Raw genomic sequence first — 21739 nt, 5'->3', positions numbered from 1 at the left:
ACCGTACGGTCGGCGGCGTCAGCGCCGATAGATGGTGATGGAGTGCCCGACCTCGTCGATCGGCTCACCGCTTGAGGCGATCAGCGCCTTGAGCCGGCTGCCGGCCTTCGCCGCCGAGCTGTCCGAGACCACGAGCAACCCGCGGATGTCGGCATCGGGCACGCCGGTGGGGCTCGTCGCGGTGATGCCGTACGCGGCCGGCATCCCGGCGCCCCGGTAGACCAGCCAGACCTTCTCGCCGGGGTAGCGCTCGCGCAGCCGGTCGGCGAGCCGCCCCAGGTCCTGCCCCCAGTCGACGTTCGAGTCGTGCAGCCGCAGGTGGGTGGCGGACGGCCCGCCGAACGCCTCGTTGGAGTACGGCAGGTAGTACGGGAACGTCCGCAGCGAGCTCACCGCGACGAACAGCACCAGCGCCGCGGCCGTGAGCCGCGCCCAGCGCCACTTCACGGCCACCACGGCCGCCGCGATCACCGCGCCGAAGATCGGCACGAAGATCACGTACCGGGTGCCGAAGTCGCGCGAGCCGGTCATCGCGACCGCCATCAGCAGGCCGACCGGCAGCACCAGGTAGAGCGCCGCGATCCGCAGCCGGGGCACGGCGAACAGCGCCGCGGTGCCGGCGAGCCCGAGCACCATCGTCCCGATCGGCGTCTTCACCAGCAGCGCGGCGGGCAGGTAGTACCAGAGCGAGCCCCGGTAGAGCTCGCCGAACAGGAAGCCGCGGAACGCCCGGTCCTCGAAGGCGAACTGGATGCGCATGCCGTCGCGGTACGGCTCCGGCACCGGCAGCACATCGACGAGCAGCCCGCGCAGCCCCGACACGACGGGCATGCCGGTCGGCTCGATCCAGCCCAGCCACGGGTCGACGATCAGGTAGGACACCCAGATGACGGCGAACGCGATGACCGCGACCCCGGCCGCGGCGGCCAGCCCGCGCCAGCGCTTGAGCGCGAGGAAGGCCAGCAGCATCAGCAGCGGGACCGCGGGCAGCGCGTTCATCCGGGTGGCGACGGCCGCGCCGAGCGCGAGCCCGGCGAGCGGGAGATACAGGTACGGGCGCGCCCGCGCCCGCCAGGTCAGCCAGACGGCGGTCAGCAGGAAGCCGACCGCCGGTACGTCGAGCGTGGCGAGCGAGCCGTGCGCGATCACGTCGGGCGAGAGGGTGTAGAGCGCCAGCGCCAGCAGGCCGCCGGCCGGCCCGAAGAGGTCGCGGGCGAACGCGAACACCACGAGCCCGAAGAGCAGCGTGAGGATGATCATCGGCAGCCGGGCCAGGAACATCAGCTCGTACGGGTCGTTGCCCGCCTCGTAGAGCACGTGCCGCCCGAGCTCGGTCTGGTTGCCGCGGAACGCCGGATCGAGCTGCGGATCCGCGAACGCCACCCCGACCGCCATGATCATCTTGCCCAGCGGCGGGTGCTCGGGGTTGTAGCGCAGGCTGCGCTGCTCCAGGTAGGTGATCGCGGCGCCGACGTAGACCGGCTCGTCGATGGTCGGGGTCTGCTGTACCGCCGTGACCACCATGGCGGCACCCATCTGGGCGAGCAGCACGACGACGAGCAGCGGAACCAGCCAGCGGGGGCGGCGGCGCGGGCTCGGCGGCGCGGCGGCCGGGGACTCCACTTGATCAACGGTCACCCCGAAAACCTATCCGGAGCCCGCCGGAGCGCCCAGGCCAGCGCGGTTAGGCTCGATGGCATGTGCCGAAACATTCGCCAGCTGCACAACTTCGAGCCGCCGGCCACGCCGGACGAGGTGCGGGCCGCCGCCCTGCAGTACGTGCGCAAGGTGGCCGGGACGACCCAGCCGTCGCTGCGCAACCAGGAGGCCTTCGACCTGGCGGTAGACGCGGTCGCCGCGGCCACCGCCACGCTGCTCGAGGCGCTGGTGACCACCGCGCCGCCGAAGGACCGCGAGATCGAGGCCGCCAAGGCCAGGGAGCGCGCCGCCAAGCGGTACGCCTCCTGAGTCCTTAAGGCTTTACTTATATAAGGACACACTGATAGCCTACTGCCGTGCATGCGTTCGACGTGCTCGGCGACCCGGTGCGCCGGCGGATCCTGGAGCTGCTCGCCGACGGCGAGCAGCCCTCCGGCGCCGTGACCGAGGTGATCCGGGCCGAGTTCGGCATCTCCCAGCCGGCCGTCTCCCAGCACCTGCGGGTGCTGCGGGAGAACGGCTTCGCCACCGTCCGCCCGGACGGCGCCCGGCGGATCTACGCGGTCGACGACAGCGCGCTGCGCGAGGCCGACGAGTGGCTGGGGCGGTTCCGGCGCTACTGGACACCGCACCTCGCCGCCCTGGCCACCGAGGTGGCCCGCGGTAAACGCCGGCGCCGCCTCGGCGCCGACTCACCCGATCAAGGAGAAGACGATGCCTGACGTGCAACAGCAGATCCATTCGGTACGCCGCACGGTCGGCACCCGGCAGCTCGAGGCCGGCGAGGCCCGGATCTCGACGATCAGCCAGGTCTACGACACCGGCATCGACGACCTGTGGGACGCGGTCACCAGCGCCGAGCGGATCCCCCGCTGGTTCATGCCGATCTCCGGCGAGCTGCGCGAGGGCGGCAAGTACCAGCTCGAGGGCAACGCGGGCGGCACCATCTCGCGCTGCGACGCGCCCAACAGCTACTCCGCGACCTGGGAGTACGGCGGCGAGGTCAGCTGGATCGAGGTGCGCCTGACCCCGGAGGGCGACGGCCGCACCCGCTTCGAGCTCGAGCACGTCGGGCACGTGGCGCAGGAGCTGTGGGACCAGTTCGGCCCGAGCGCGACCGGCATCGGCTGGGACATGGGCCTGCACGGCCTCAACATGCACCTGACGGACCCGGCAACGGCGCTGGACCCGAAGGACGGGATGGCCTGGATGCTCTCCGACGAGGGCAAGCGGTTCTCGCGGCTGAGCAGCGACGCGTGGGCCGAGGTGGCCATCGCGGACGGCACCGACCCGGTGGTCGCCCGCGAGCGCGCGGACCGGTGCTACGCGGCGTACACCGGGGCCTGACTTGCGGTTATCGCTTGACGCGCTGTTCGCCGACGTGCCCGCGGAGCAGGTCGACGAGGCCCGCGACTTCTACCGTACGAGGGTCGCGGGCCGCGGCCCCGGCAACAGGGCGGAGCTGATGGAGGCACGGGCCAAGCGGTCCGCTCCCCGCGCCGCCGATCCGTCCACCACCGCTTCGCCCGCCGCCGCCTCGCCCGCCACCGCCTCGCCCACCGCCGCCTCGCCCGCCGACTCGCCCGCCGCCGCCTCGCCCGCCGCCTCGCCCGCCGCCTCGCCCGCCGCCTCGCCCGCCGCCTCGCCCGCCGCCGAGGAGACGATCGAGGGCGGGCGGGGGCGCGTCCCGATCCGGATCCTGACCCCGGTCGGCGGCCCGCCGCGCGGCGTCTACCTGGACATCCATGGCGGCGGCTTCTACATGGACTCCGCGGCGCGGGGGGACGAACGCAACCGCCGGCTCGCGGAGGCCCTGCGCATCGCCGTCGTCAGCGTCGACTACCGACTGGCGCCCGAGCACCCCTGGCCGGCCGCGCCCGACGACTGCGAGGCGGCGGCGCGCTGGCTCGTCGAGGAGGCCGGCGCCCGCTTCGGCACCACCCGGCTCGCGATCGGCGGCAGCTCCGCGGGAGCCACCCTCGCCCTGGTGACCCTGCTCCGGCTCAGGGACGGCGGGGCCGCCGGCCGGTTCGCCGGCGCGGCGCTCCAGTTCGGCACCTACGACCTGAGCGCGCGGACCCCGGCCGGCCGGCGTATCGCGGACGAGTACTTCATCCAGGCGTACGCCGGCCATGCGCGGGACCGCACCGTTCCCGACATCTCCCCGATCTTCGGCGACCTGCGCGGGCTTCCCCCGACGCTGCTGATCGTCGGGGCAACGGACGTGCTGCTGGAGGACAACCTGGCCATGGCGGGCCGGTTGTCGGCGGCCGGCAACGACGTCGACGTCCGGGTCTACCCCGAGTCGCCGCACGGCTTCACCGGTCACCCGACCGCGATCGCCCGCACGGCGCTCGGCGACGTCGAATCCTGGCTGCGCGACCGCATCACGCAGCCGTAGGACGGCTACGCCTTTCGCCGCGTCCGCGGCGAGGGCGGCTAAACCTTCGCCGCGCCCGCCGCGAAAGGCGGCTAAACCTTCGCCGCGGCCGCCGCGAAGGGCGGCTAAACCTTCGCCGCGGCCGCCGCGAGGGGCGGCAATGCCTTCGCCGCGGCCGCCGCGAGGGCGGTTACGCCTTCTCGGCGCCCGACCCGGCGCGGCGGTAGGCGAGCAGGCCGATCACCAGGGCGGCCAGGCCGAGCGCGATGCCGGCGACGCCGGCCCAGGTCCCGTTGCCGTCGCTCTCGGTCTCCGCGGGGGCGGCGGCGGTCGCGGCCGGCCCGCTGGCCGCGGCGTGCGAGTCGGTGCCGCCGGCGGTGAGCTTCAGGACCGGCGCGGGCTTCTCCGGCTCGGTGCCGTCGGTGGTCGGCTCGTCGATCCAGCGCACCACGGTGCCGTCGGAGTAGGTCTGTAGCGTCTTGAAGACCACCTGCGGCACCTCCGGCAGCGGCCCGAGCGAGACGTCGAACTCCTGGAACTGCCCGGGCTTGATCGCGGCGTCGCCGGTCGCGGTCCAGGTGATCTTCGAGACGGCCTCGGTGAGCTGGGTGCCGTGCGCCTCGATGGGCGTGGCCAGCTTCGTCTTCTCGGCCACCATGGTCCATCCGGCCACCGGCTTGAGCGACACCGACGCGAACGGGGCCTCGGCGGGCAGGTTGACCTCGAGCTTGACGGTGTTGGTGTCGTCGCTCTCGTTCGGCACCCGGAACGTCACCTTGGTGTAGCCGCCCTGGACGGCCGTGTTCGGGTTCACCGTGACATGCGCGGACGCGGGCACCGCGAGGGCGAGGGTGAACGCGGCGACCATCCCGGCCACCACGGCCGAACGCTTCATCAGGGACATCGAAAACCTTCCAGATCAAACCCGGCCGGAGCGCCGGGCACGGTCATTGGTCGCTGACCTCTGCGCAAAAGTTCCCGCCACTTTCGGTACGCGCGGACGAGCGCGGACGGGCTCAGTCGACGACGGTGACCGGGGTGCCCGGTGCGATGTGGCGCAGCAGCTTGCGCTGCCCCGCCGGCGGCATCCGGACGCACCCGTTGGAGACGCTGCGGCCGAACGCGCCGTCGCTGTACCAGCCGTGCACCCCGGTGTGCGCGCCGCGCAGCGACCACGCGACCGTGTCCCGGTCCTCGGGCACCGAGCCAAGCACCAGGGCGTCCAGCCCGGCGTAGGCGCCGCCGCGGGTGCCCGTCCGGCCCAGCACGAACGTGCGCCCCAGCGGGGTCGGCGTCGCGGCCGAGCCGGTGGCGACGGTCCAGCTCTCCTGCCGTACGCCGTCGCGGAACCAGGTCAGCTCGTGCGCGCGGCGCCGCACCACCAGGTGGTCGCGCAGCGTCCGGGCGAACCACCCGTGCGGCGGCAGCCAGCCCATCCGCCGGTTCGCCGTCGGCATCAGCACCGCCACCCAGCCGGAGCGCCGCGAGACCACCGGCAGGACCACCGGCAGCCCGCTGATCACCGGCGGGAGCACGGCCCGCGGCCGGCCGCCCGGTGCGTCGTAGACGACGAGGTTCCCGGCGGGCTGCACGCCCGCCGTGGACCCCGGGCCCGCCATGGACCCCGGGCCCGCCATGGACCCCGGGCCCGCCATGGACCCCGGGCCCGCCATGGACCCCGGGCCCGCCATGGACCCCGGGCCCGCGTCCGCCGGCAGGCCGCGCGGCCCCGTCAGGTAGTCGATCACCGGCAGCCCCGGCGGCGCCGGCGCGGCCGGCGGAATCTCGACGACCGCCGGGCGCGCGACGACCCGCCGCCAGACCGCGGCGGACGGCAGGGGCACGCTCGCCGCCACCACGGACGCGGCGAGCACGGTCAGACAGGTCCACCTCCAGCGCATCCGCACCACGCTAATGACGGTCCTCGCGCCGAACTGTCCGACTTCACCCGCCGTTACCGAATTGAGCCTTCACGCGCCCGCCGTGCTCCCGCGCACGACGAGGCGCGGGTTGAGCACCACCTCCATGCGCTGCCCACGGCCCTCGTCCAGCCGCTGCACCGCGGCGAGCACCGCGTGCCGGGCCTGGGCCGCCGGGTCCTGGTTGACCGTCGTCAGGTCGATGTGCGCGAGGCGTGCGAGCGTGCTGTCGTCGTACCCGATGACCGAGATCTCGCCGGGAACCTCCAGGCCGGCGCGGAGGAACGCGTCCATGAGGCCGACCGCGCAGCGGTCGTTGGAGGCCACGACGGCCGACGGCCGGTCGTGGCCGGCGGTCAGCAGCCGGCCCGCCCGGATCCCGCCCTCCTCGGTGTGGTCGCCGGGCACGATCCTGATCTCATCGGCGAGCCCCGCGCGGCGCATGCCGTCGCGGTAGCCGCGCCGCCGCGCGGCGGCGACCACGCCGCGGCCACCGTCGACGAACGCGATGCGCCGGTGACCGAGACCGATCAGGTGTCCCAGTGCCTCCGACACCCCGACATGATCCGCCGACCGGACCACGTCGACGTCGCCGACCGCGACGCGGCGGCCGATCGACACCACCGGGACCTGCGCGGCGAGCTCGGCCAGCCGGCGATCCGCCGCGTCGGGGCCGAGCAGGAGCAGCGCCTCGCAGCGGAAGTCGAGCAGCGTCTCGACCGCCCGGTTCTCATCGCGATGCCGGGTGAGCGTGGAGAGCACCACCTCGTAGCCGATCGCGTCGGCCTCGGCCTGGATCTCCTCCACCAGCTCGGCGTGGAAGGCGCTGCGGATGTCGAGCATGACGCCGAGCAGATGGCGGCGCCGGCGGGCCAGCAGGCTCGCCGTGCGGTCGGCACGATAGCCCAGCTCGGCGGCCGCCTCGAGCACGCGGCGGCGGGTCTCCGCGCTCGGTCCGGGCGCGCCGCGCAGCACCAGCGAGACCGACGCGGTGGAGACGCCGACGCGGGCGGCGACGTCGTCGAGCCTGGGCCTTTGATCCACTATGGAACCCCCTTGACATCCAACGAGATCGACTCGGATAGTACTCGAAGTTAAAGCGCTTTAAAACGCGTCCGGAGGTTCCCCGACATGGCACATTCGCCCCTCGGCGTAGCCGTCATCGGCGCCGGCATGGTCGGCCGCGCCCACGCCAACGCCTACCGCAACGCCGCCACCGTCTTCGACGCCGGCCCCGCCCCGCGCCTGGTCGCCATCGCCGACCTGCACGAGCCCTTCGCGGCCGACGCCGCCCGGCGCTACGGCTATTCCCGCGCCGAGACCGACTGGCGCGCCGTCATCGACGCGCCCGACATCGACGCCGTCAGCGTCGCCGTCGCCAACGACCTGCACCGCGAGATCGTCGAGGCGGCCCTCGCGGCCGGCAAGCACGTCCTCTGCGAGAAGCCGCTCGCCCCCAGCGTCGGCGACGCGCAGGCCATGGTCGACGCCGCCGCGGCCACCGACCGCATCGCCGCGGTCGGCTTCACCTTCCGCCGCTCCCCCGCCCTCAACGCCCTGCGCGAGCAGGTGCTCGGCGGCGGGCTCGGCCGGGTGCGGCACATCGTCGGCAACTACTGGACCGACTACGGATTCGATCCGCGGCGCCCGATGAGCTGGCGCTACACCGGCGGCCCCGGCTCCGGGGTGCTCGCCGACATCGGCAGCCACATGGTCGACCTCGCCGAGTTCTTCTGCGGCCCGACCACCGGCGTGCAGGGCACCTCGCTCAGCACGCTGATCACCTCCCGCCCGAAACCGCTCGGGGTGGCCGTCGGGCACGCCGGCGGCGTCGAGCTCAGCGACGAGCTGGTCCCGGTGACCAACGAGGACCTCTGCACCTTCACCACGACGTACGGCGGCGGCACGCTCGGCACGTTCTCTCTGTCCCGGGTCGCGTTCGGCCACGCCAACTCGCTGCGCATCGACCTGTTCTGCGAAAACGGCACCGCGTCGTTCGACCTGACCCGCCCGGCCGAGTTCAGCATCATCGACGGCACCCCCGGTCAGGCCGTCAACGGCGCCCGGCAGGTCTACATCGGCCCCTGGCACCCATACGTCTCACGCGGCCTGCCCATGGACTTCCCCACGGTCGGCCACGGCCAGAACGACTTCTTCGTGTTCCAGGCCCGCGCCTTCCTCGACCAGATCGCCGGGATCGAGCAGCTCCCGCCATGCCCCGACCTGGCGCACGGCCTGCACAACCTGCGCGTGCTCGACGCGATCGTGTCCGCCACCGACAAGCCCGCACACCTCTGATCCCGGAAAGGCCTGACCACATGAAGCTCGGCGCCTACACCGCGTGCCTGCACGACCGCCCCCTGGACGAGACCCTCAAGATCCTCGGCGAGCTGGGCCTCACCAGCGCCGAGATCAACGCGGGCGGCTTCGTGCCCGCGCCACACCTGCCGATCGACGACATCCTGGCCAGCCCCGGCGCCCGCGAGGAATACCTCGGCCGCTTCACCCAGGCCGGCATCACCCTGACCGGCCTCAACGTCAACGGCAACCCGCTCAACCCGGACCCCCGAGTCGGCCCGAAACACGCCGCCGACCTGCACCGCGCCATCGACGTCGCCGCCGCCCTCGGCGTGAAGCGGATCGTCGCGATGTCCGGCCTACCGGCCGCACACCCCGGCAGCCCCGTCGCGAACTGGATCGTCAACCCCTGGGACAGCCAGTACCTCGACATCCTCGACTACCAGTGGCAGAAGATCGCCGTCCCGTTCTGGAAGGACATCAACACCCGAGCGGCCGCCGCCGACGTAAAAATCTGCATCGAGATGCACCCTCAGAACCTCGTCTTCAACCCGCCCACCCTGCAACGCCTCGTCGAGCAGACAAACGCCACCCACGTCGGCGCCGAACTGGACCCCAGCCACCTCTTCTGGCAGGGCATGGACCCGATCGCCTGCGTGAACTACTTGGGCGACCTGGTCTTCCACGCCGCCGCCAAGGACACCCGCATCAACCCCGACAACGTCAAGCTCTACGGCGTCCTCGACGACCGCTTCACCCGCACCCCAGCCACCGCCAGCCCTCTGAATCTCGGCGGCGAAAACACCCTCAACCAGTGGCCGCCAAACCCGTCCTGGGAGTTCGTAGCAGTCGGCCGCGGCCACGGCATCGACGACTTCTGGGTCCCCTTCCTACGCGCCCTACACGCCGTAGATCCCGACATGGCAGTAAACATCGAACACGAGGACCAGGAGTTCGACCAGGTCGAGGGCCTACGCCTAGCCGCCGAAAACCTCCTGGCAGCCGGCGCCAAAGCAGGCGTCTAACCACACCCACAGCCCACTCCCTCCCGTCCCACCACAATCGACCCCACCATCACCACAACCAACTCGCGCACCCTCGCCACACCCACCAACCACGACGGCGACAGCCGACCAACCATGGCCAGAGCCCACTAGCAGCAGCCCTCCCCTAACAACCCCAACCGCCCCCAAACCCCAACCCACACCAACCTGGGCCAGCCGGCCGGGCTGGCCGGGCTGGCCGGGCTGGACCAGTCGAGCCAGTCGAGCTGGACCGGGTCAATCCGGTCGGGCTGGGCTGGTTGGGCTGGGCCGGGAAAGGCCGAGCCGGGCCAGGCCGAACCGAGTGGGACCGCAGCGGGCCGAACCAACGCCCGACCAGGCCGAGCCGAACCAGACCGAGCCGAACCGCGCCGAACCAGGTCGGACCGAGCCGAGCCGGGCCATGCCAGGCCGAGCCGGGTCAGTCGGGCCGGGACAGCCCGGGCCGCGCCGGGCCGGGCGACACCGAACCGAACCGAGCCGAGCTAGGCCGCGCCGCGCCGCGCCCAACCAAGGTGGGCCGGGCCGACCACGCCGAACCGGGGCCAGGCCAGGCCGGACCGAGCCGGGCCGGGCCGAGCCGGACCGAGCCGGACCGAGCCGAGCCGGACCGAGCCGGACCGAGCTGGGCCGGGCCGGACCGAGCTGGGCCGGGCCGGACCGAGCTGGGCCGGGCCGGACCGAGCTGGGCCGGGCCGGACCGAGCTGGGCCGGGCCGGACCGGGCCGGGCCGGGCAGAGCCAAGGCGTCGGGCTGCACTGGCGGCAAAGGTTCTTGCGGTCGGTGGGCTGGCGGGAGGTCAGAGGACCGGCCGGGGCCGGGCAGCATTGGCGGCGCGTAGCGCTGGCTGACGGCTGTGCTGTTGTGAAGTCGGTGGCCGGGTGGGCTCGCGGCTGTTTGACTCCCACGTGTGATCGGCGACAGGAGGCTTCGCAGGTGCATCGGGGACTTGTGGGGGCTGACGGGGGCGACGGTTGAGGTACATAACGGCGGCATGAATTCGGCGACTTGGTTTGTCGGGGTGGGGGATCGGCGGTGGGTTGCCAAGGCGGTCGTTTCTGGGTCGCGGCGTTCCTTTGCTGGGGGCCTCGCGGTCGCTTCGGTGCTTGAGGACAGTGGGATTCCGGCGGGGGCTCCGGTGGTGACCCGGCACGGGGACATGGTTGGTGACGTCGATGGGGTTCCGGTGGCGTTGTTGCGGTGGGTGCCGGGTGAGGGTTTGTCGGGGGCGCGGCCGGGCGATCAGCGGCTGATCGGGGTGACCCTCGCGCGGGTGCATCGGGCGCTGCTCGATGTGTCGGTCCCCGACGCGGAGCGGTTTCACTGGGTCGATCCGCGGGGCGAGCACCTGGGCATTCGCCCGTGGATTCGGGGTGCCGTCGCCGGGGCCGTTGCGGCCTACGACGAGCTCGATCCGCGAACGCTGTCGTGGGGGCTGCTGCACACCGATCCGGCTCCGGAGGCGTTCCGCCTGGATCGTGCGCGCGGCGCCTGCGGGCTGATCGACTGGAGTACCGCCTTGTGCGGTCCTCTGCTTTACGACCTGGCGTCGGCGGTCATGTATGTCGGCGGCCCGGGCCACGCCGGATCGCTGATCGAGGCCTATCTCGATCAGGGCGTGGTTTCGGGAGGCGAGGTGGAGCGAGGGCTGCCGGTGATGCTCCGGTTTCGGTGGGCGGTGCAGGCCGACTACTTCGCTCGCCGGATCGCAACGGATGATCTGACCGGCATCGACAGTGCCGCCGGGAATGAAGATGGGCTGGCGGACGCCTATGCCTGGTTCAGCGGCCCGCGCGGGCGGGGCGGCGGCCGGGCGGGGTCGGACGGCCGTCGGGCGGAGTCGGACCGCGGCCAGGCGCAGTCGGACCGCGGCCAGGCGCAGTCGGACCGCGGCCAGGCGCAGTCGGACCGCGGCCAGGCGCAGTCGGACCGCGGCCAGGCGCAGTCGGACCGCGGCCAGGCGCAGTCGGACCGCGGCCAGGCGCAGTCGGACCGCGGCCAGGCGCAGTCGGACCGCGGCCAGGCGCAGTCGGACCGCGGCCAGGCGCAGTCGGACCGCGGCCAGGCACAGTCGGACCGCGGCCAGGCACAGTCGGACCGCGGCCAGGCGCAGTCGGACCGCGGCCAGGCGGGGCCGGACGGATCCGGCCGGATCGGAGATGGACCCTAAGCTTGCCGGGAGTCGCCAATGGATGCGGGAGGGTCAGGTGCGGCGGATGCTTGCGGTGGCCACCGCGGGGCTGGTGATGTTCGCCGGCGGTGGGTGCACGGGCGAAACGTCGACTCCGGGAGGCGCCGACGGGCCGGCAGCGGGTGGGCCGTCGTCGGGCGGGCCGGCAGCGAGTGGGATGTCGACGGGCGGGCCGGTGGCGGGTGGGTTGTCGTCGGGCGGGCCGGTGGGTGGCGGGTCTGTGCAGACGCGGGACGTCGATGCTGCCGGGGACAGGCTTCGGATGAGCGTCGGGCCGCTGATCCGGTCGGGGGACGTGGTCGTTCTGACGGTTCAGACCACGCTTGATCCGGCTGCGGGCGGTGGGGCCGTGGTCAGTCGGCATTTCTCGGCGGTGTTGTCCACGACGTTCGATGCGCCGCGGCTCGTGGACGAGGGCGGGCGGCGGGTCTATCTGGTGTCGAAGAGGCGGGCGGGCGGCGGGTGTGTCTGCACCGGGCGGTTGCGGGTCGAGCCGGGTGAGACGTGGCCGATGCAGGCGGCGTTCGGCGGGGTGCCGGAGGACGTGGATCGGCTCTCCGTGATGCTGCCCTATGCGGGCGTGTTCACCGACGTGCCTGTCGTCGGCGGGACCGTGCCGGTGCCGCCTGCCGGGCCGAGTGCCGGCGGGCGGGTGCAGGGGGCCCTCGATCTGAGCGATGTCGCTCCGCGCATGCTGCGGCGCTTGACGCATATACGCAGCGGCTTGATGTCGGGCTTCGTGCTCGGCGGACGGCGGGGCGGGTCGACATCGATCTGGATAACGACGTGTTGTTCCGCCTTGACAGTGCGGAGCTCACGGCCGGCGCCGCCAGAACCATCGCCGCGGCGGCGGCCGAGGTCACCGCAGGCGGGCCTGGGCCGTTGACGGTTACCGGGCACACCGACAGCACCGGGTCCGGCGCGCACAACCAGGCGCTCTCGCAGCGGCGGGCGCGGGTCGTCGCCGGCGCGCTGCGGGTGCGGCTGGCGGACGGCGGTGACCGGCGCATGACCGTTGTGGCCAAGGGCGAGAGCGAGCCGGTCGTGCCTAACGACTCGGCTGCCAACCGGGCGCTGAATCGCCGGGTCACCATCGCGTTCCGCGAGCGGCGCGCGGCGCCGGCCGCAGCCGCGGGGCCGGCCGTCTTGCCCCGGACAGCGGGCGAGCAGGGCAGGGCGCCGGACGGGGTCGAGGTCGCGCTGCCCCTGAACCGTGGCACGATCCGGTTCGTGCCCGGCACGGCGACCGTACGGGGGCCGTTTCTGCTGGTGAATCTCTTGGCCCGCAACACCGGGGACCGCAAGGCGACGATCCTCGACCTCCTCGGCCAAGGCGTCTTCACGGTCCGCGACGAGTTCGACCCGTACGCGCGGTACGGCGCGGCCGGGGTGCGGCTGCTGCACGGCGACACGGCCGCCTACGGGCTCGACTACGAACTCGAGCCGGGCAGGCACCGCTGCCTCTGCGATCGCCTGCTCAACCAGGCGATCCCACCGGGCAGCGAACAGGTGCTGTCGCTGTGGTTCCCGGCGCCGCCGGCCGGCACCCGGACCGTCACCATCGACGTTCCCGACCGCCTGCGCATCACCGACGTCCCGGTCACCTGACCGCCGGCAAAGCACCGGCCGCATTCGCGACGGACGATTACCCCTTTCGGTTCGACGTGGATGAACGGCCGGGTAGGAATTCGATATTGAATTCTCTGATCAGCCGGGGTCGGCCGCCGCACACTTCACGTGGGCGGTTTTCAGGGTTCCGATCAGGTAAGAGGCGGTATTTTACGTAGCGTCTACGCCACGCGCCCACTGAATCGTGGAAATGTTCGGAATCGGTGCCGCCCCCCGGAGTTGATCCAATTCAACGACCCGCAAGCCGGACACCGTTTACGGTGACCAAATGCGTACATTCACCAAGAGATCAGTCAAGTTGGCCATCGGTCTTCCGGCCGCGATCGCCGTGTCCGCCGGGATAGGCCTGGCGGCCACGACGGTCGACCTCGCGGCATCCCCGCGCGCCGCGGCGGCGGCGACCGGCGCGGCCTCGGACGCCGGACATCGGCGCGACCACATCCCGAAGCGGCTGAAGGACTCGCTGCTCGCCGTGTCCGACCTGTCCTCGGGCTACTCCGCCCTGATGGAACCGAGCCCGAGCGATGCGACTGCGTTCGACGACGCGTGCGCGATGTGGGAGGGCGACTCCGAGGATGCATCGCAGCCCCTGGGCCGGTTGACGGCCGTCAAGAAGGACGACGACTCCGCGATCGTCATGTTCACGAACGACTCGCTGGTCGTGGTCGAGCACATCGCCGTCATCGGCGAGGACAAGGCCCAGGCCGTCGTCGACGGCTTCGCCGAAGCGCCGGAGCGCTGCCCGGTCATCACTACCGGCGAGGGCGATGACAAGGTTCGCGTGACGCAGTCCCCGCTGACGGTGCCGGACCTCGGCGATGCCTCGGCCGGCATCAAGGTGGTCTACAAGACGAGCGAACCGCCCGCCGTTCAGGTCAAGATGATCGCGGTCGCGTGGCAGGACCTGTCCCTCGTCCTCATGTACCTGGGGTCGGACGAACCGGGCCGGGACGAGGTGGAGACGATCGCCGCGGCGGCCGCGGAGAAGCTCCGGCCGAACGACTAGACAGGACCGCCCTGAGCGGTTCACGCCTACTGGATTGAACCAATTTCAACGTGTCCCCGGGCAGCAGTGCCTATCGGAGGTCGGCGACCCTCCGGCCCCGGGGCCACGTTGAGATTGCTCATTGAGCCTTGCCAACGTGGCCCGGACGACAGTTCCCGGCAGCGATCAGCGGCTCGGACACCTCTGACCCGAGGCCAGGCCGAGACTATCCATTGGTGACCGCCACGGATGCTCGCGGACCATCGAGCCGGTCCGACCCGGAGCAGGGTCGTGAGAAGATGTCCGGCCTGGCGGCCTCGACACCGCATTCGAGTTCCTCCCGCACGCCCTTGACGGTGTCGTCGTGGCCGAGCACCGGTACCGGCCACACTTCCCAGGACCAGGGACGAGCAGGGCAGCGCGCCGAGCGGGGTCGAGATCGCGCTGCCCCTGAACCGCGACACGATCCGGTTCGTGGCCGGCCCGGGACCGTTGCTGCTGGCGAACGGCCCGCCACTCGGACCGGGCAGGCACCGCTGCCAACGCGATCACCTGCTCAGGAATTCGATATCTGAATCGCGGATCTGCCGGTGGCGGCGACCCGAGAAGTTTCGCCGCTCACGGAATGAGTGCCGCTGCGCACTTCGCGGGCATTTCACGAGACATGAACAAGTGGACTCGGCATTCCACTTAGCACCTACGCCACACAAATACCAATCGTTGAAATGTTGGGAATCGGTGCGGGCTCCCGGAGATGGTCGAATTCAACGACCCACAGCCAGGCGCCGATTACGGTTACCAAATGCAGATATTCAACCAAAGGCCGGTCGAATTGGGCATCGGTCTTCCGGCCGCGATTGCCGTGTCCGCCGGGATAGGCCTGGCGGCCACAGCGGGTCGACCTCGCCGCATCCCCGCGCGCAGCGGCGGCGGCGCCAGCAGCAGCGACGCCAGTAACAGCGGCGGCAGCGGCAGCGACGACCGGAACAGCGGCGGCAGCGGCAGCGACGACCGGCGCGATCTTGAGGACCGGACATCGGCGCGACGACGTCTCGGAGCGGCTGGAGGCCCCCTTCTCACCGCGTCCGACCTGCCCTCGGGCTACAAGGCCGTGGTGGTGCCGACCACAAGCGACCCGGCGACGTTCGATGACCTGTGCGTGTGGTGGGACCAGCTTGAGCCCACGCCTACGCGTGGCTCGGGCCGGAGTTCCCGGCAGCGGTCGACGGCCCGGGGCCATGGTGAATTGCTGTGACCGGGTCGAGCCGCCGTCCGGGATGGATGGTGTGTCGACCTAGAGCAAGGTTGTGAGCAAGGTGTCCGGCCCGGCGGCCTCGATGCCGAATTCGAGTTCCTCCCGCACGCCCTCGACGGTGTCGTCGTGGCCGAGCACCTCGGGAACATCGTTGCTGAGTTCCAGCTGTTCGAGCATGTCGTACGCCTCGCCCAGCGTCTCCGCACCCATCCCCTGCGCCCAGCGCAGGGTGTTCAGGGCCGCGGTCGACGGGGCGAACTCCTCATCCCATGGGTCGCTCACCGGCCATATCCAACCACTACGCGGCCGGCGACCACGGCGATTCCCGCCGCCGGCGATCCAGAATCAGCCCTCGGAAACGACGAGGAGTACATCCTGCATCCGGGCGGCGCAGACGCGGAACATCGGAGCCCTGAATTCGCGGCGACGGCCGCGGTCGGTCCGTGCGACTCTCTACGGCCCGGCGAAGCCGGCCGTCTCCACCACTCACGCAGCTGGCAGGGAGCGAAGCGACCGGTCTCGGCGGGAGCGACGGTCAGCACCATGCAACCAGGCACGACAGGGTCCTGACCTTGATTTTTATCTTGATCTACGTGTACTTGGACAGGTACTGGTCGACCTGGGTCAGGTTGTAGCGGCAGCTCTCCTCCGCCCGCTCCTCCCAGGCGAAGACGCAGACGGTCGCGATGCCGTCGAATCCCGTCTCGGTCAGGGTCCGGAAGAACAGGTCCCACTCCACCTCGCCCTGGCCGATGTCCAGGTGCTGATGCACGCGGACCGGCGACCCCGGCGGGTTCACGATGTACCGCAGACCGGACGAGCCGCGGTGGTCGAAGCTGTCCGCGATGTGCACGTGCGTCAGCAGCGGCCCCGCGTGCCGTATCACCGCCGCCAGGTCTCCGCCCTGGTGGAAGGTGTGCGGCGCGCAGTACAGGAACGTCACCAGCGGCGAGTTGATCCCCTTCACCAGGTTCACCGCGGCGATGCCGTCCTCCACGAAGTCGTCCGGGTGTGGTTCCAGGACCAGCCGGACGCCCTCGCGTTCGAAGATCGGCAGCAGCTCCTCCAGTGAGCGCCAGAACTGGGCCTCGCTCGCGGCCGGGGCCTCCGGGCGGCCGTTGAACTCGGAGTTCATCACGTCTACGCCGAGGTCCACGGTGATCTCGACGGCGCGTTTCCAGTAGCGGACCGCGGCGCGGCGTTCGTCCTCGTCGGGGCCGGACCACTTGTAGAGGGGCAGCACCGAGGCCACCGTGACCTCCGCCGCGGCCAGTTCCCGGCGGAACGCGGCCACGTCCGCCGAGGAGGCGCGCGGGTGCAGGAAGAACGGCATGAAGTCGTCCCTTGGCGACAGCTCGATGTGGTGGTAGCCGAGGTCGGCGACGACCCGCGGCAGGGAGAGCAGCGGCACCCGGCGCAGCATGTACGGATCCAGCGCGATCCTCATCGGGGCACCTCCACCGCGGCGTCGTACAGGGCGGGGCGAGGAGCTAGGGTCACCGGTACGCGGGTGCCGGTGCGCAGCGCCTCGACCCCGGAGTCGGAGACCGCCGCCGCCGCGTAGCCGTCCCAGGCGCTCGGGCCCAGCGGCACTCCCCCGCCCGCGATCGAGTCGACCCACTCCTGGATCTCCACGTCGTACGCGCGCAGGAACCGTTCCCGCCAGTCCACCGGCACCGGCGTCGCCGCCTGCCCGGCGCTGCGGACCAGCACCGGGCTCAGGTCGCCGAGGGCGGCCGTGCCGTCCTCGCCGACGACCTCGCCGCGGATGTCGTAGCCGTACCGGATGTTGACGGAGATCTCCACGTCGACGAGCGCGCCGCCGGCCATCTCCAGGATCAGCAGGAGCGGGTCCTGGAGCGGGCCGCCGTTTCGGCTCTTGCGCGGGATCAGCACCCGGGCCGCGGTGATCTCCTCGCCGAACATCCAGCGGACCATGTCGATCTCGTGGACCGCGGTGTCGGTGATCGCGCTCTCCTTCTCGTAGAAGGACGGCACGTCGGCGTTGCGGTGCGCGCAGTGCATCATCAGCGGATTGCCGATCTGGCCGCTGTCGACCACCTCCTTGAGCGCCCGGTACGCCGCGTCGTACCGGCGCATGTAGCCGACCTGCACCAGCCGGCGGCCCGCCGCGACCTCGGCCTCGACGATGCGCCGGCAGGCGTCCTGCGTCGTGGCCAGGGGTTTCTCGCAGAAGACCGGCTTGCCTGCCGCGATGGAGCCGAGGACGTACTGCTCGTGGGTGGGTCCCCACGAGCAGACGACTACCGCGTCGACGGCCGGGTCGGCGATCAGGTCCTCGCCGGTGGCGTGCAGGACCGCGCCGGGCAGGCCCTCGGCGACCTTCTTGGCCGTCGCCACGTCGACGTCGGTGACGGCGGTGACCGCCACCCCGGCCAGCACCGTGGTCATCCGGCGGATGTGGTCGCGGCCGATCATGCCGGTGCCGATCACACCCACCCGCAGCGTCATGGCGTTCCTCCGACCCCGGCGTCGCGGAGATAGGCGTACGTGCGGGCCGCGATCGGCGCCGGCACGTCGAACGCGACGGGGTACATGTCCTGCTCGACGATCACGAAGGTGTCCGTGCCTCTCTCCTGTAGCGCGCGGACGACCGAGGGGATGTCCGGGATTCCGGCCGGCGGCTCGCAGCTCGCGCCGAGCGCCACCGCCTGCCCGAACGCGAGGTCCTCGGCCCGCGCTCTCGCCACGATCGCCGGGTCCATCTGCTTGATGTGCAGGTAGCCGATCCGGTCCGGGTGGTCGGCGATCAGCTGCGCGGCGTCGCCTCCCGCGTACGCGAGGTGCCCGGTGTCCAGGCAGATCGACACGTACGCGGGGTCGGTGTCGGCGAGCAGCCGGTCGACCTGCGGCCGGGTCTCGACGTAGCTGTCGGCGTGGTGGTGGAACTGGAGGCGTACCCCGTAGTCCTCCGCGAGCACGCGGCCGAGGTCGTTGGTGGAGCGCACCAGGGTCTTCCACCCGTCGTCGTCGAGGGTGCCGGCCTCCAGGTAGTCGCCGGTGGTGTCGTCGCGGAAGCCCGGGACCGGCACGAAGACCAGGTCGCGGGCGCCCATGGCCGCGGTCAGCTCGGCCACCGCGCGGGTGCGTTCCAGGATCTCCGGGTACGCGTCCGAGCGGTGCAGCCCGCTGTAGCCGTGCATGGTGCCGGCCGAGACCCGCAGCTCCCGGGACGCGAGCTCGTCGGCCAGGCGCGCCGGGTCGGTCGGCAGATATCCGTACGGGCCGAGCTCCAGCCACCGGTAGCCGACGCCGGACAGTTCGTCGAGGAACCGCTGCCACGGCGTCTGGCGCGGGTCGTCGGCGAACCAGACGCCCCACGAGTCGGGGCAGCTGCCGAGGCGCAACTCCGTCACGGCGTCTTCCCCGTGATCCCGAGGTCGTGCACTTCGTCCTCCAGCATCTTGGCCGCGGCGGCCGACACCGCGCCGTCCTGGGCGCTGAGCTCGTGGCTGAGCTCCTCCAGCTCGGCGCCGCCGGCCATCAGCGCGGTCAGCTCGTCGCGGGTGATCTCGTTCTTGCGGTAGTAGCCGAGCGGCCGGCCGCGCTTGAGCAGCAGGAACCGGTCGCCGACGGGGAACGCGTGGTGCGGGTTGTGGGTGATGAAGATGACGCCGAGGCCCCGCTCGCGGGCCTGGAGGATGTACTTGAGAACCACACCGGACTGCTTGACGCCGAGGGCGGCGGTGGGCTCGTCGAGGATCAGCACCTTGGCGCCGAAGTAGACGGCCCGGCTGATGGCGACGCACTGGCGTTCGCCGCCGGAGAGGGTGCCGATGGGCTGGTCGACGTCGCGCAGGTCGATGCCCATGTCGAGCAGTTCCTTCTTGGTGGTCCGCTTCATGAACGCGATGTCCATGCCGAAGCGCCGGCGCACCTCGTTGCCGAGGAAGAAGTTGCGCCAGACCGGCATCAGCGGCACCACGGCGAGGTCCTGGTAGACGGTGGCGATGCCCAGCTCCAGCGCCTCGCGGGGCGAGTTGAAGTGGACCTCGCGGCCGGCCACCTCGTAGGTGCCGGACGAGTGCTGGTGCAGGCCCGCGATGATCTTGATCAGGGTGGACTTGCCGGCGCCGTTGTCACCGAGCACGCAGGTCACCTCGGACGCGCCGACCTCGAGGTCGATGCCGCCGAGCGCGTTGATGTGGCCGTAGTTCTTGCCCGCGCCGGTGAGTTTGACGAGCGGCGTGGTGGTGTCGGCTTGCGTTTCCGTGGTCATAGCCTGGTCTCCGCCCGTTGCCGGATGTACACGTTGAGCAGGGTCGCGCCCAGGAGCATCGCGCCGAGGAAGAACTTGAACCAGTCGGCCTCCCAGCCGGCCAGCACGATGCCCTGCTCGGTCATGCCGAAGATGAAGGCGCCGATCGCGGCGCCGACGGCCGAGCCGTACCCGCCGGTGAGCAGGCAGCCGCCGACGACCGCCGCGATGATGTAGAGGAACTCGTTGCCGGGACCCTGGCCGGACTGCACGGTGTTGAACGAGAAGAGGATGTGCATGCCGGTGAACCAGCAGACGAACGACACCGTCATGAACAGGCCGATCTTGACCTTTCTCACCGGTACGCCCACCGCACGCGCGCTGGCGTCGGCGCCGCCGACGGCGAAGATCCAGTTTCCGGTACGGCTGCGCAGCAGCACCCAGGTCGCCACGCCGACGAAGACGGCCCACCAGAAGAGCGTGATCCGCAGGTTCATGCCGCCGATCACGACGTCCGAGGCGAAGAACGCGTGCGCGCTGTCGAAGCCGTCGATGTCGGAGATGTCCTTGGTGGCCACGCCACCGGAGACGATCTTGGTGACGGCCAGGTTGAGGCCGGTGAGCATGAAGAACGTGGCGAGGGTGACCAGGAAGCTGGGCAGTCGCGTCTTCACCAGCAGATAGCCGTTGAGCAGCCCGATGCCGAGCGCCACGACCAGCGAGACCAGCACGCCGACCCAGACGTTCACGCTGAGCTGGTACGCCGTCATGGAGGCCACCAGCGAGGACGTGATGACCGCGACGCCGGCCGACAGGTCGAACTCGCCGCCGATCATCAGCAGGGCCACGCCGACCGCGGGGATGCCGTACAGGGAGCTCTGGTAGAGGACGGTCGCCAGCGAGGGTGCCTCGCGGAAGGGCGGCGCGACGACGAAGAACAGCACGTAGATGACGATCGCGCCCGCCAGCGCCCCGACCTCGGGTCTGGCCATCAGCCGCCCGAGCATCGACTTGCGCACGAGCCGTTCGTCGGTCTGGGGCGCCGGGGGCGGCGCCACCAAGGTCTGACTCATCCCAATCTCCTTCGGGGGGTGGCGGAGCCGCCGGGTCGCACCGGCGGCTCCGCCGGCGAGCTAGCGGGTGCCCGCCTTGGCGTACTTGCTCACGGCGGCGATGTTGCTCTTGTCGATGAAGGCCGGCCCGGTGAGGACCTCTTTTCCGCCGCCGAGCACGTTGCCGTTGCGGATGTAGAACGCCGCGGCGTCGACGGACATGTAGCCCTGCAGGTACGGCTGCTGATCGACCGCCCAGGCGATGTCCCCGGACTCGATCTTGCCGACCAGCTCGGAGTTGGTGTCGAACGTGACGATGGTGGCCTTGCTGTTCGAGGCCTGCTTGGCCTGCAACGCGGTAAGGGCGAACGGCGCGCCGAGGGTGATGACGTGGGTGATCGCCGGGTCCTGGCGCAGCTTCGACTCGAGCGTCGAGCGCACGGAGGTCAGGTCGGTGCCGTTGACGTTGATGTTCTCGACCTCGCCGCCGAAGCCGGCCTTCACCCCGTTGCAGCGCGCCTCGAGCTGCGACTGGCCCTGCGCCTGGATCACGCACAGCACCTTGCCGGCGCTCTCCTCCTTGAGCCGGACGCCGGCCGCGTTGCCCGCGATGCCCTCGTCCTGGCCGAAGTACATGATCGCGCCCCAGTCCTGGTAGGCCTCCCGGCCGGCGTTGAAGCCGATGACCGGGATGCCGGCCGCGACGGCCTTCTGGATCGAGGCCCGCAGCGCGGTCGGCGCCGGCACGGAGACCAGCAGCGCGTCCGGCTTGGAGTTGACCGCGTTCTCGATCAGAGTGGCCTGGCGGGTCGGGTCGCCGTCGTTGGAGTACGTGTACTCGACGTTGTCGTTGGCGGCGGCGGCGTCGGCGCCCTTGCGGATGATGTCGAAGAAGGTGTCGCCGGCCGGCGCGTGGGTGACCATCGCCATCTTCAGCCGGGGGCCGGCCGCGGTGTTGGTCCCGCCCCCGCCGGAGTTCTTCTCCTCCTCCTGCGCGCCGCCCTGGCTGCTACAGGCGGTGGCCACCGCGAGACAGGCGACGAGCGCGATGCTTACCGTTCGAACGGATCTCCTGGACATTGGGGCCTCCGGTTGGGGGACGCTGCGTT

The 21739-nt window shown here is 71.4% G+C and carries 22 protein-coding genes; 11 read left to right on the top strand and 11 right to left on the bottom strand.

All coding sequences use genetic code 11. The features are described from left to right. Positions 1 to 18: 18 nt before the first annotated feature. Complete coding sequence (locus BJ971_RS16215) at positions 19 to 1638, bottom strand: ArnT family glycosyltransferase (RefSeq protein ID WP_239087203.1); 1620 nt, start codon at positions 1636 to 1638, stop codon at positions 19 to 21. A 60-nt stretch (positions 1639 to 1698) separates the two neighbouring features. On the opposite strand from BJ971_RS16215, the gene BJ971_RS16210 reads away from it, so the two are divergent. From BJ971_RS16210 to BJ971_RS16195, 4 genes are read left to right on the top strand one after another with little or no spacing between them, the layout of a single operon-like run. Next, positions 1699 to 1968 carry a DUF2277 domain-containing protein gene (locus BJ971_RS16210; RefSeq protein WP_184993966.1) on the top strand — a complete coding sequence of 90 codons (270 nt, stop codon included), beginning with the start codon at positions 1699 to 1701 and terminating at the stop codon, positions 1966 to 1968. Between the two features lie 47 nt (positions 1969 to 2015). After that, the gene (locus tag BJ971_RS16205; RefSeq protein ID WP_184993964.1) at positions 2016 to 2381 is read left to right on the top strand and encodes an ArsR/SmtB family transcription factor; all 366 of its coding nucleotides are present in this window, start codon (positions 2016 to 2018) and stop codon (positions 2379 to 2381) included. Then, positions 2374 to 3006, top strand: coding sequence for an SRPBCC family protein (locus BJ971_RS16200; RefSeq protein ID WP_184993962.1), 633 nt, complete (start codon positions 2374 to 2376; stop codon positions 3004 to 3006). The genes BJ971_RS16205 and BJ971_RS16200 overlap by 8 nt, the downstream gene beginning before the upstream one ends. Position 3007: 1 nt before the next feature. After that, positions 3008 to 4060, top strand: coding sequence for an alpha/beta hydrolase (locus BJ971_RS16195; RefSeq protein WP_221478789.1), 1053 nt, complete (start codon positions 3008 to 3010; stop codon positions 4058 to 4060). Between the two features lie 169 nt (positions 4061 to 4229). Here the strand turns inward: BJ971_RS16195 and BJ971_RS16190 are convergent, their stop codons facing one another. The 3 genes from BJ971_RS16190 to BJ971_RS16180 all read right to left on the bottom strand — a co-directional run bounded on the left by BJ971_RS16190 (position 4230) and on the right by BJ971_RS16180 (position 7002). After that, the gene (locus BJ971_RS16190; protein ID WP_184993960.1) at positions 4230 to 4943 is read right to left on the bottom strand and encodes a YcnI family copper-binding membrane protein; all 714 of its coding nucleotides are present in this window, start codon (positions 4941 to 4943) and stop codon (positions 4230 to 4232) included. 112 nt (positions 4944 to 5055) lie between these two features. Next, positions 5056 to 5940 (bottom strand): L,D-transpeptidase, encoded by an 885-nt coding sequence (locus tag BJ971_RS42155; protein ID WP_184993958.1) that lies wholly within the window; start codon positions 5938 to 5940, stop codon positions 5056 to 5058. 69 nt (positions 5941 to 6009) lie between these two features. Next, a complete protein-coding gene (locus BJ971_RS16180) occupies positions 6010 to 7002 on the bottom strand; it encodes a LacI family DNA-binding transcriptional regulator (RefSeq protein ID WP_184993956.1) in 993 nt (330 codons plus the stop codon). Between the two features lie 87 nt (positions 7003 to 7089). Here BJ971_RS16180 and BJ971_RS16175 point away from each other — a divergent pair, with 87 nt between their 5' ends. The 7 genes from BJ971_RS16175 to BJ971_RS16145 all read left to right on the top strand — a co-directional run bounded on the left by BJ971_RS16175 (position 7090) and on the right by BJ971_RS16145 (position 15359). After that, a complete protein-coding gene (locus BJ971_RS16175; RefSeq protein WP_184993954.1) occupies positions 7090 to 8256 on the top strand; it encodes a Gfo/Idh/MocA family protein in 1167 nt (388 codons plus the stop codon). A 20-nt stretch (positions 8257 to 8276) separates the two neighbouring features. Next, the gene (locus tag BJ971_RS16170; RefSeq protein WP_184993952.1) at positions 8277 to 9281 is read left to right on the top strand and encodes a sugar phosphate isomerase/epimerase family protein; all 1005 of its coding nucleotides are present in this window, start codon (positions 8277 to 8279) and stop codon (positions 9279 to 9281) included. Between the two features lie 928 nt (positions 9282 to 10209). Further along, positions 10210 to 11469, top strand: a complete 1260-nt coding sequence (locus BJ971_RS16165) for a phosphotransferase enzyme family protein (RefSeq protein ID WP_311772760.1) — start codon at positions 10210 to 10212, stop codon at positions 11467 to 11469. A 241-nt stretch (positions 11470 to 11710) separates the two neighbouring features. Beyond that, a complete protein-coding gene (locus BJ971_RS16160) occupies positions 11711 to 12376 on the top strand; it encodes a hypothetical protein (protein ID WP_184993948.1) in 666 nt (221 codons plus the stop codon). Next, entirely contained in the window at positions 12277 to 13098 is an 822-nt protein-coding gene (locus BJ971_RS16155; protein WP_184993947.1) for an OmpA family protein, read from the top strand. Before BJ971_RS16160 ends, BJ971_RS16155 begins: the two co-directional genes overlap by 100 nt. Before the next feature lie 289 nt (positions 13099 to 13387). After that, positions 13388 to 14125 carry a hypothetical protein gene (locus tag BJ971_RS16150; RefSeq protein WP_184993945.1) on the top strand — a complete coding sequence of 246 codons (738 nt, stop codon included), beginning with the start codon at positions 13388 to 13390 and terminating at the stop codon, positions 14123 to 14125. Between the two features lie 733 nt (positions 14126 to 14858). Continuing rightward, positions 14859 to 15359 carry a hypothetical protein gene (locus tag BJ971_RS16145; protein WP_184993943.1) on the top strand — a complete coding sequence of 167 codons (501 nt, stop codon included), beginning with the start codon at positions 14859 to 14861 and terminating at the stop codon, positions 15357 to 15359. A gap of 39 nt (positions 15360 to 15398) precedes the next feature. On the opposite strand, the gene BJ971_RS16140 is transcribed toward BJ971_RS16145, so the two are convergent. From BJ971_RS16140 to BJ971_RS16110, 7 genes are all read right to left on the bottom strand, one after another. Next, entirely contained in the window at positions 15399 to 15641 is a 243-nt protein-coding gene (locus BJ971_RS16140; protein WP_239087207.1) for a hypothetical protein, read from the bottom strand. A 307-nt stretch (positions 15642 to 15948) separates the two neighbouring features. Beyond that, positions 15949 to 16806, bottom strand: a complete 858-nt coding sequence (locus BJ971_RS16135; protein ID WP_184993940.1) for a sugar phosphate isomerase/epimerase family protein — start codon at positions 16804 to 16806, stop codon at positions 15949 to 15951. Beyond that, positions 16803 to 17831 (bottom strand): Gfo/Idh/MocA family oxidoreductase, encoded by a 1029-nt coding sequence (locus tag BJ971_RS16130; RefSeq protein WP_184993938.1) that lies wholly within the window; start codon positions 17829 to 17831, stop codon positions 16803 to 16805. The genes BJ971_RS16135 and BJ971_RS16130 overlap by 4 nt, the downstream gene beginning before the upstream one ends. Then, positions 17828 to 18736, bottom strand: a complete 909-nt coding sequence (locus tag BJ971_RS16125) for a TIM barrel protein (protein WP_184993936.1) — start codon at positions 18734 to 18736, stop codon at positions 17828 to 17830. The genes BJ971_RS16130 and BJ971_RS16125 overlap by 4 nt, the downstream gene beginning before the upstream one ends. Continuing rightward, complete coding sequence (locus BJ971_RS16120; protein ID WP_184993934.1) at positions 18733 to 19599, bottom strand: ATP-binding cassette domain-containing protein; 867 nt, start codon at positions 19597 to 19599, stop codon at positions 18733 to 18735. The genes BJ971_RS16125 and BJ971_RS16120 overlap by 4 nt, the downstream gene beginning before the upstream one ends. Next, positions 19596 to 20651, bottom strand: a complete 1056-nt coding sequence (locus tag BJ971_RS16115; RefSeq protein ID WP_184993932.1) for an ABC transporter permease — start codon at positions 20649 to 20651, stop codon at positions 19596 to 19598. Before BJ971_RS16115 ends, BJ971_RS16120 begins: the two co-directional genes overlap by 4 nt. A 60-nt stretch (positions 20652 to 20711) precedes the next feature. After that, positions 20712 to 21710, bottom strand: a complete 999-nt coding sequence (locus BJ971_RS16110; protein WP_184993930.1) for a substrate-binding domain-containing protein — start codon at positions 21708 to 21710, stop codon at positions 20712 to 20714. Positions 21711 to 21739: the final 29 nt, after the last annotated feature.

It is taken from the genome of Amorphoplanes digitatis (assembly GCF_014205335.1).
Lineage (GTDB): Bacteria > Actinomycetota > Actinomycetes > Mycobacteriales > Micromonosporaceae > Actinoplanes > Actinoplanes digitatus.
The sequence above is the reverse complement of the archived record's forward strand: the minus strand, read 5'-3'. Positions and strand labels throughout refer to the sequence as shown.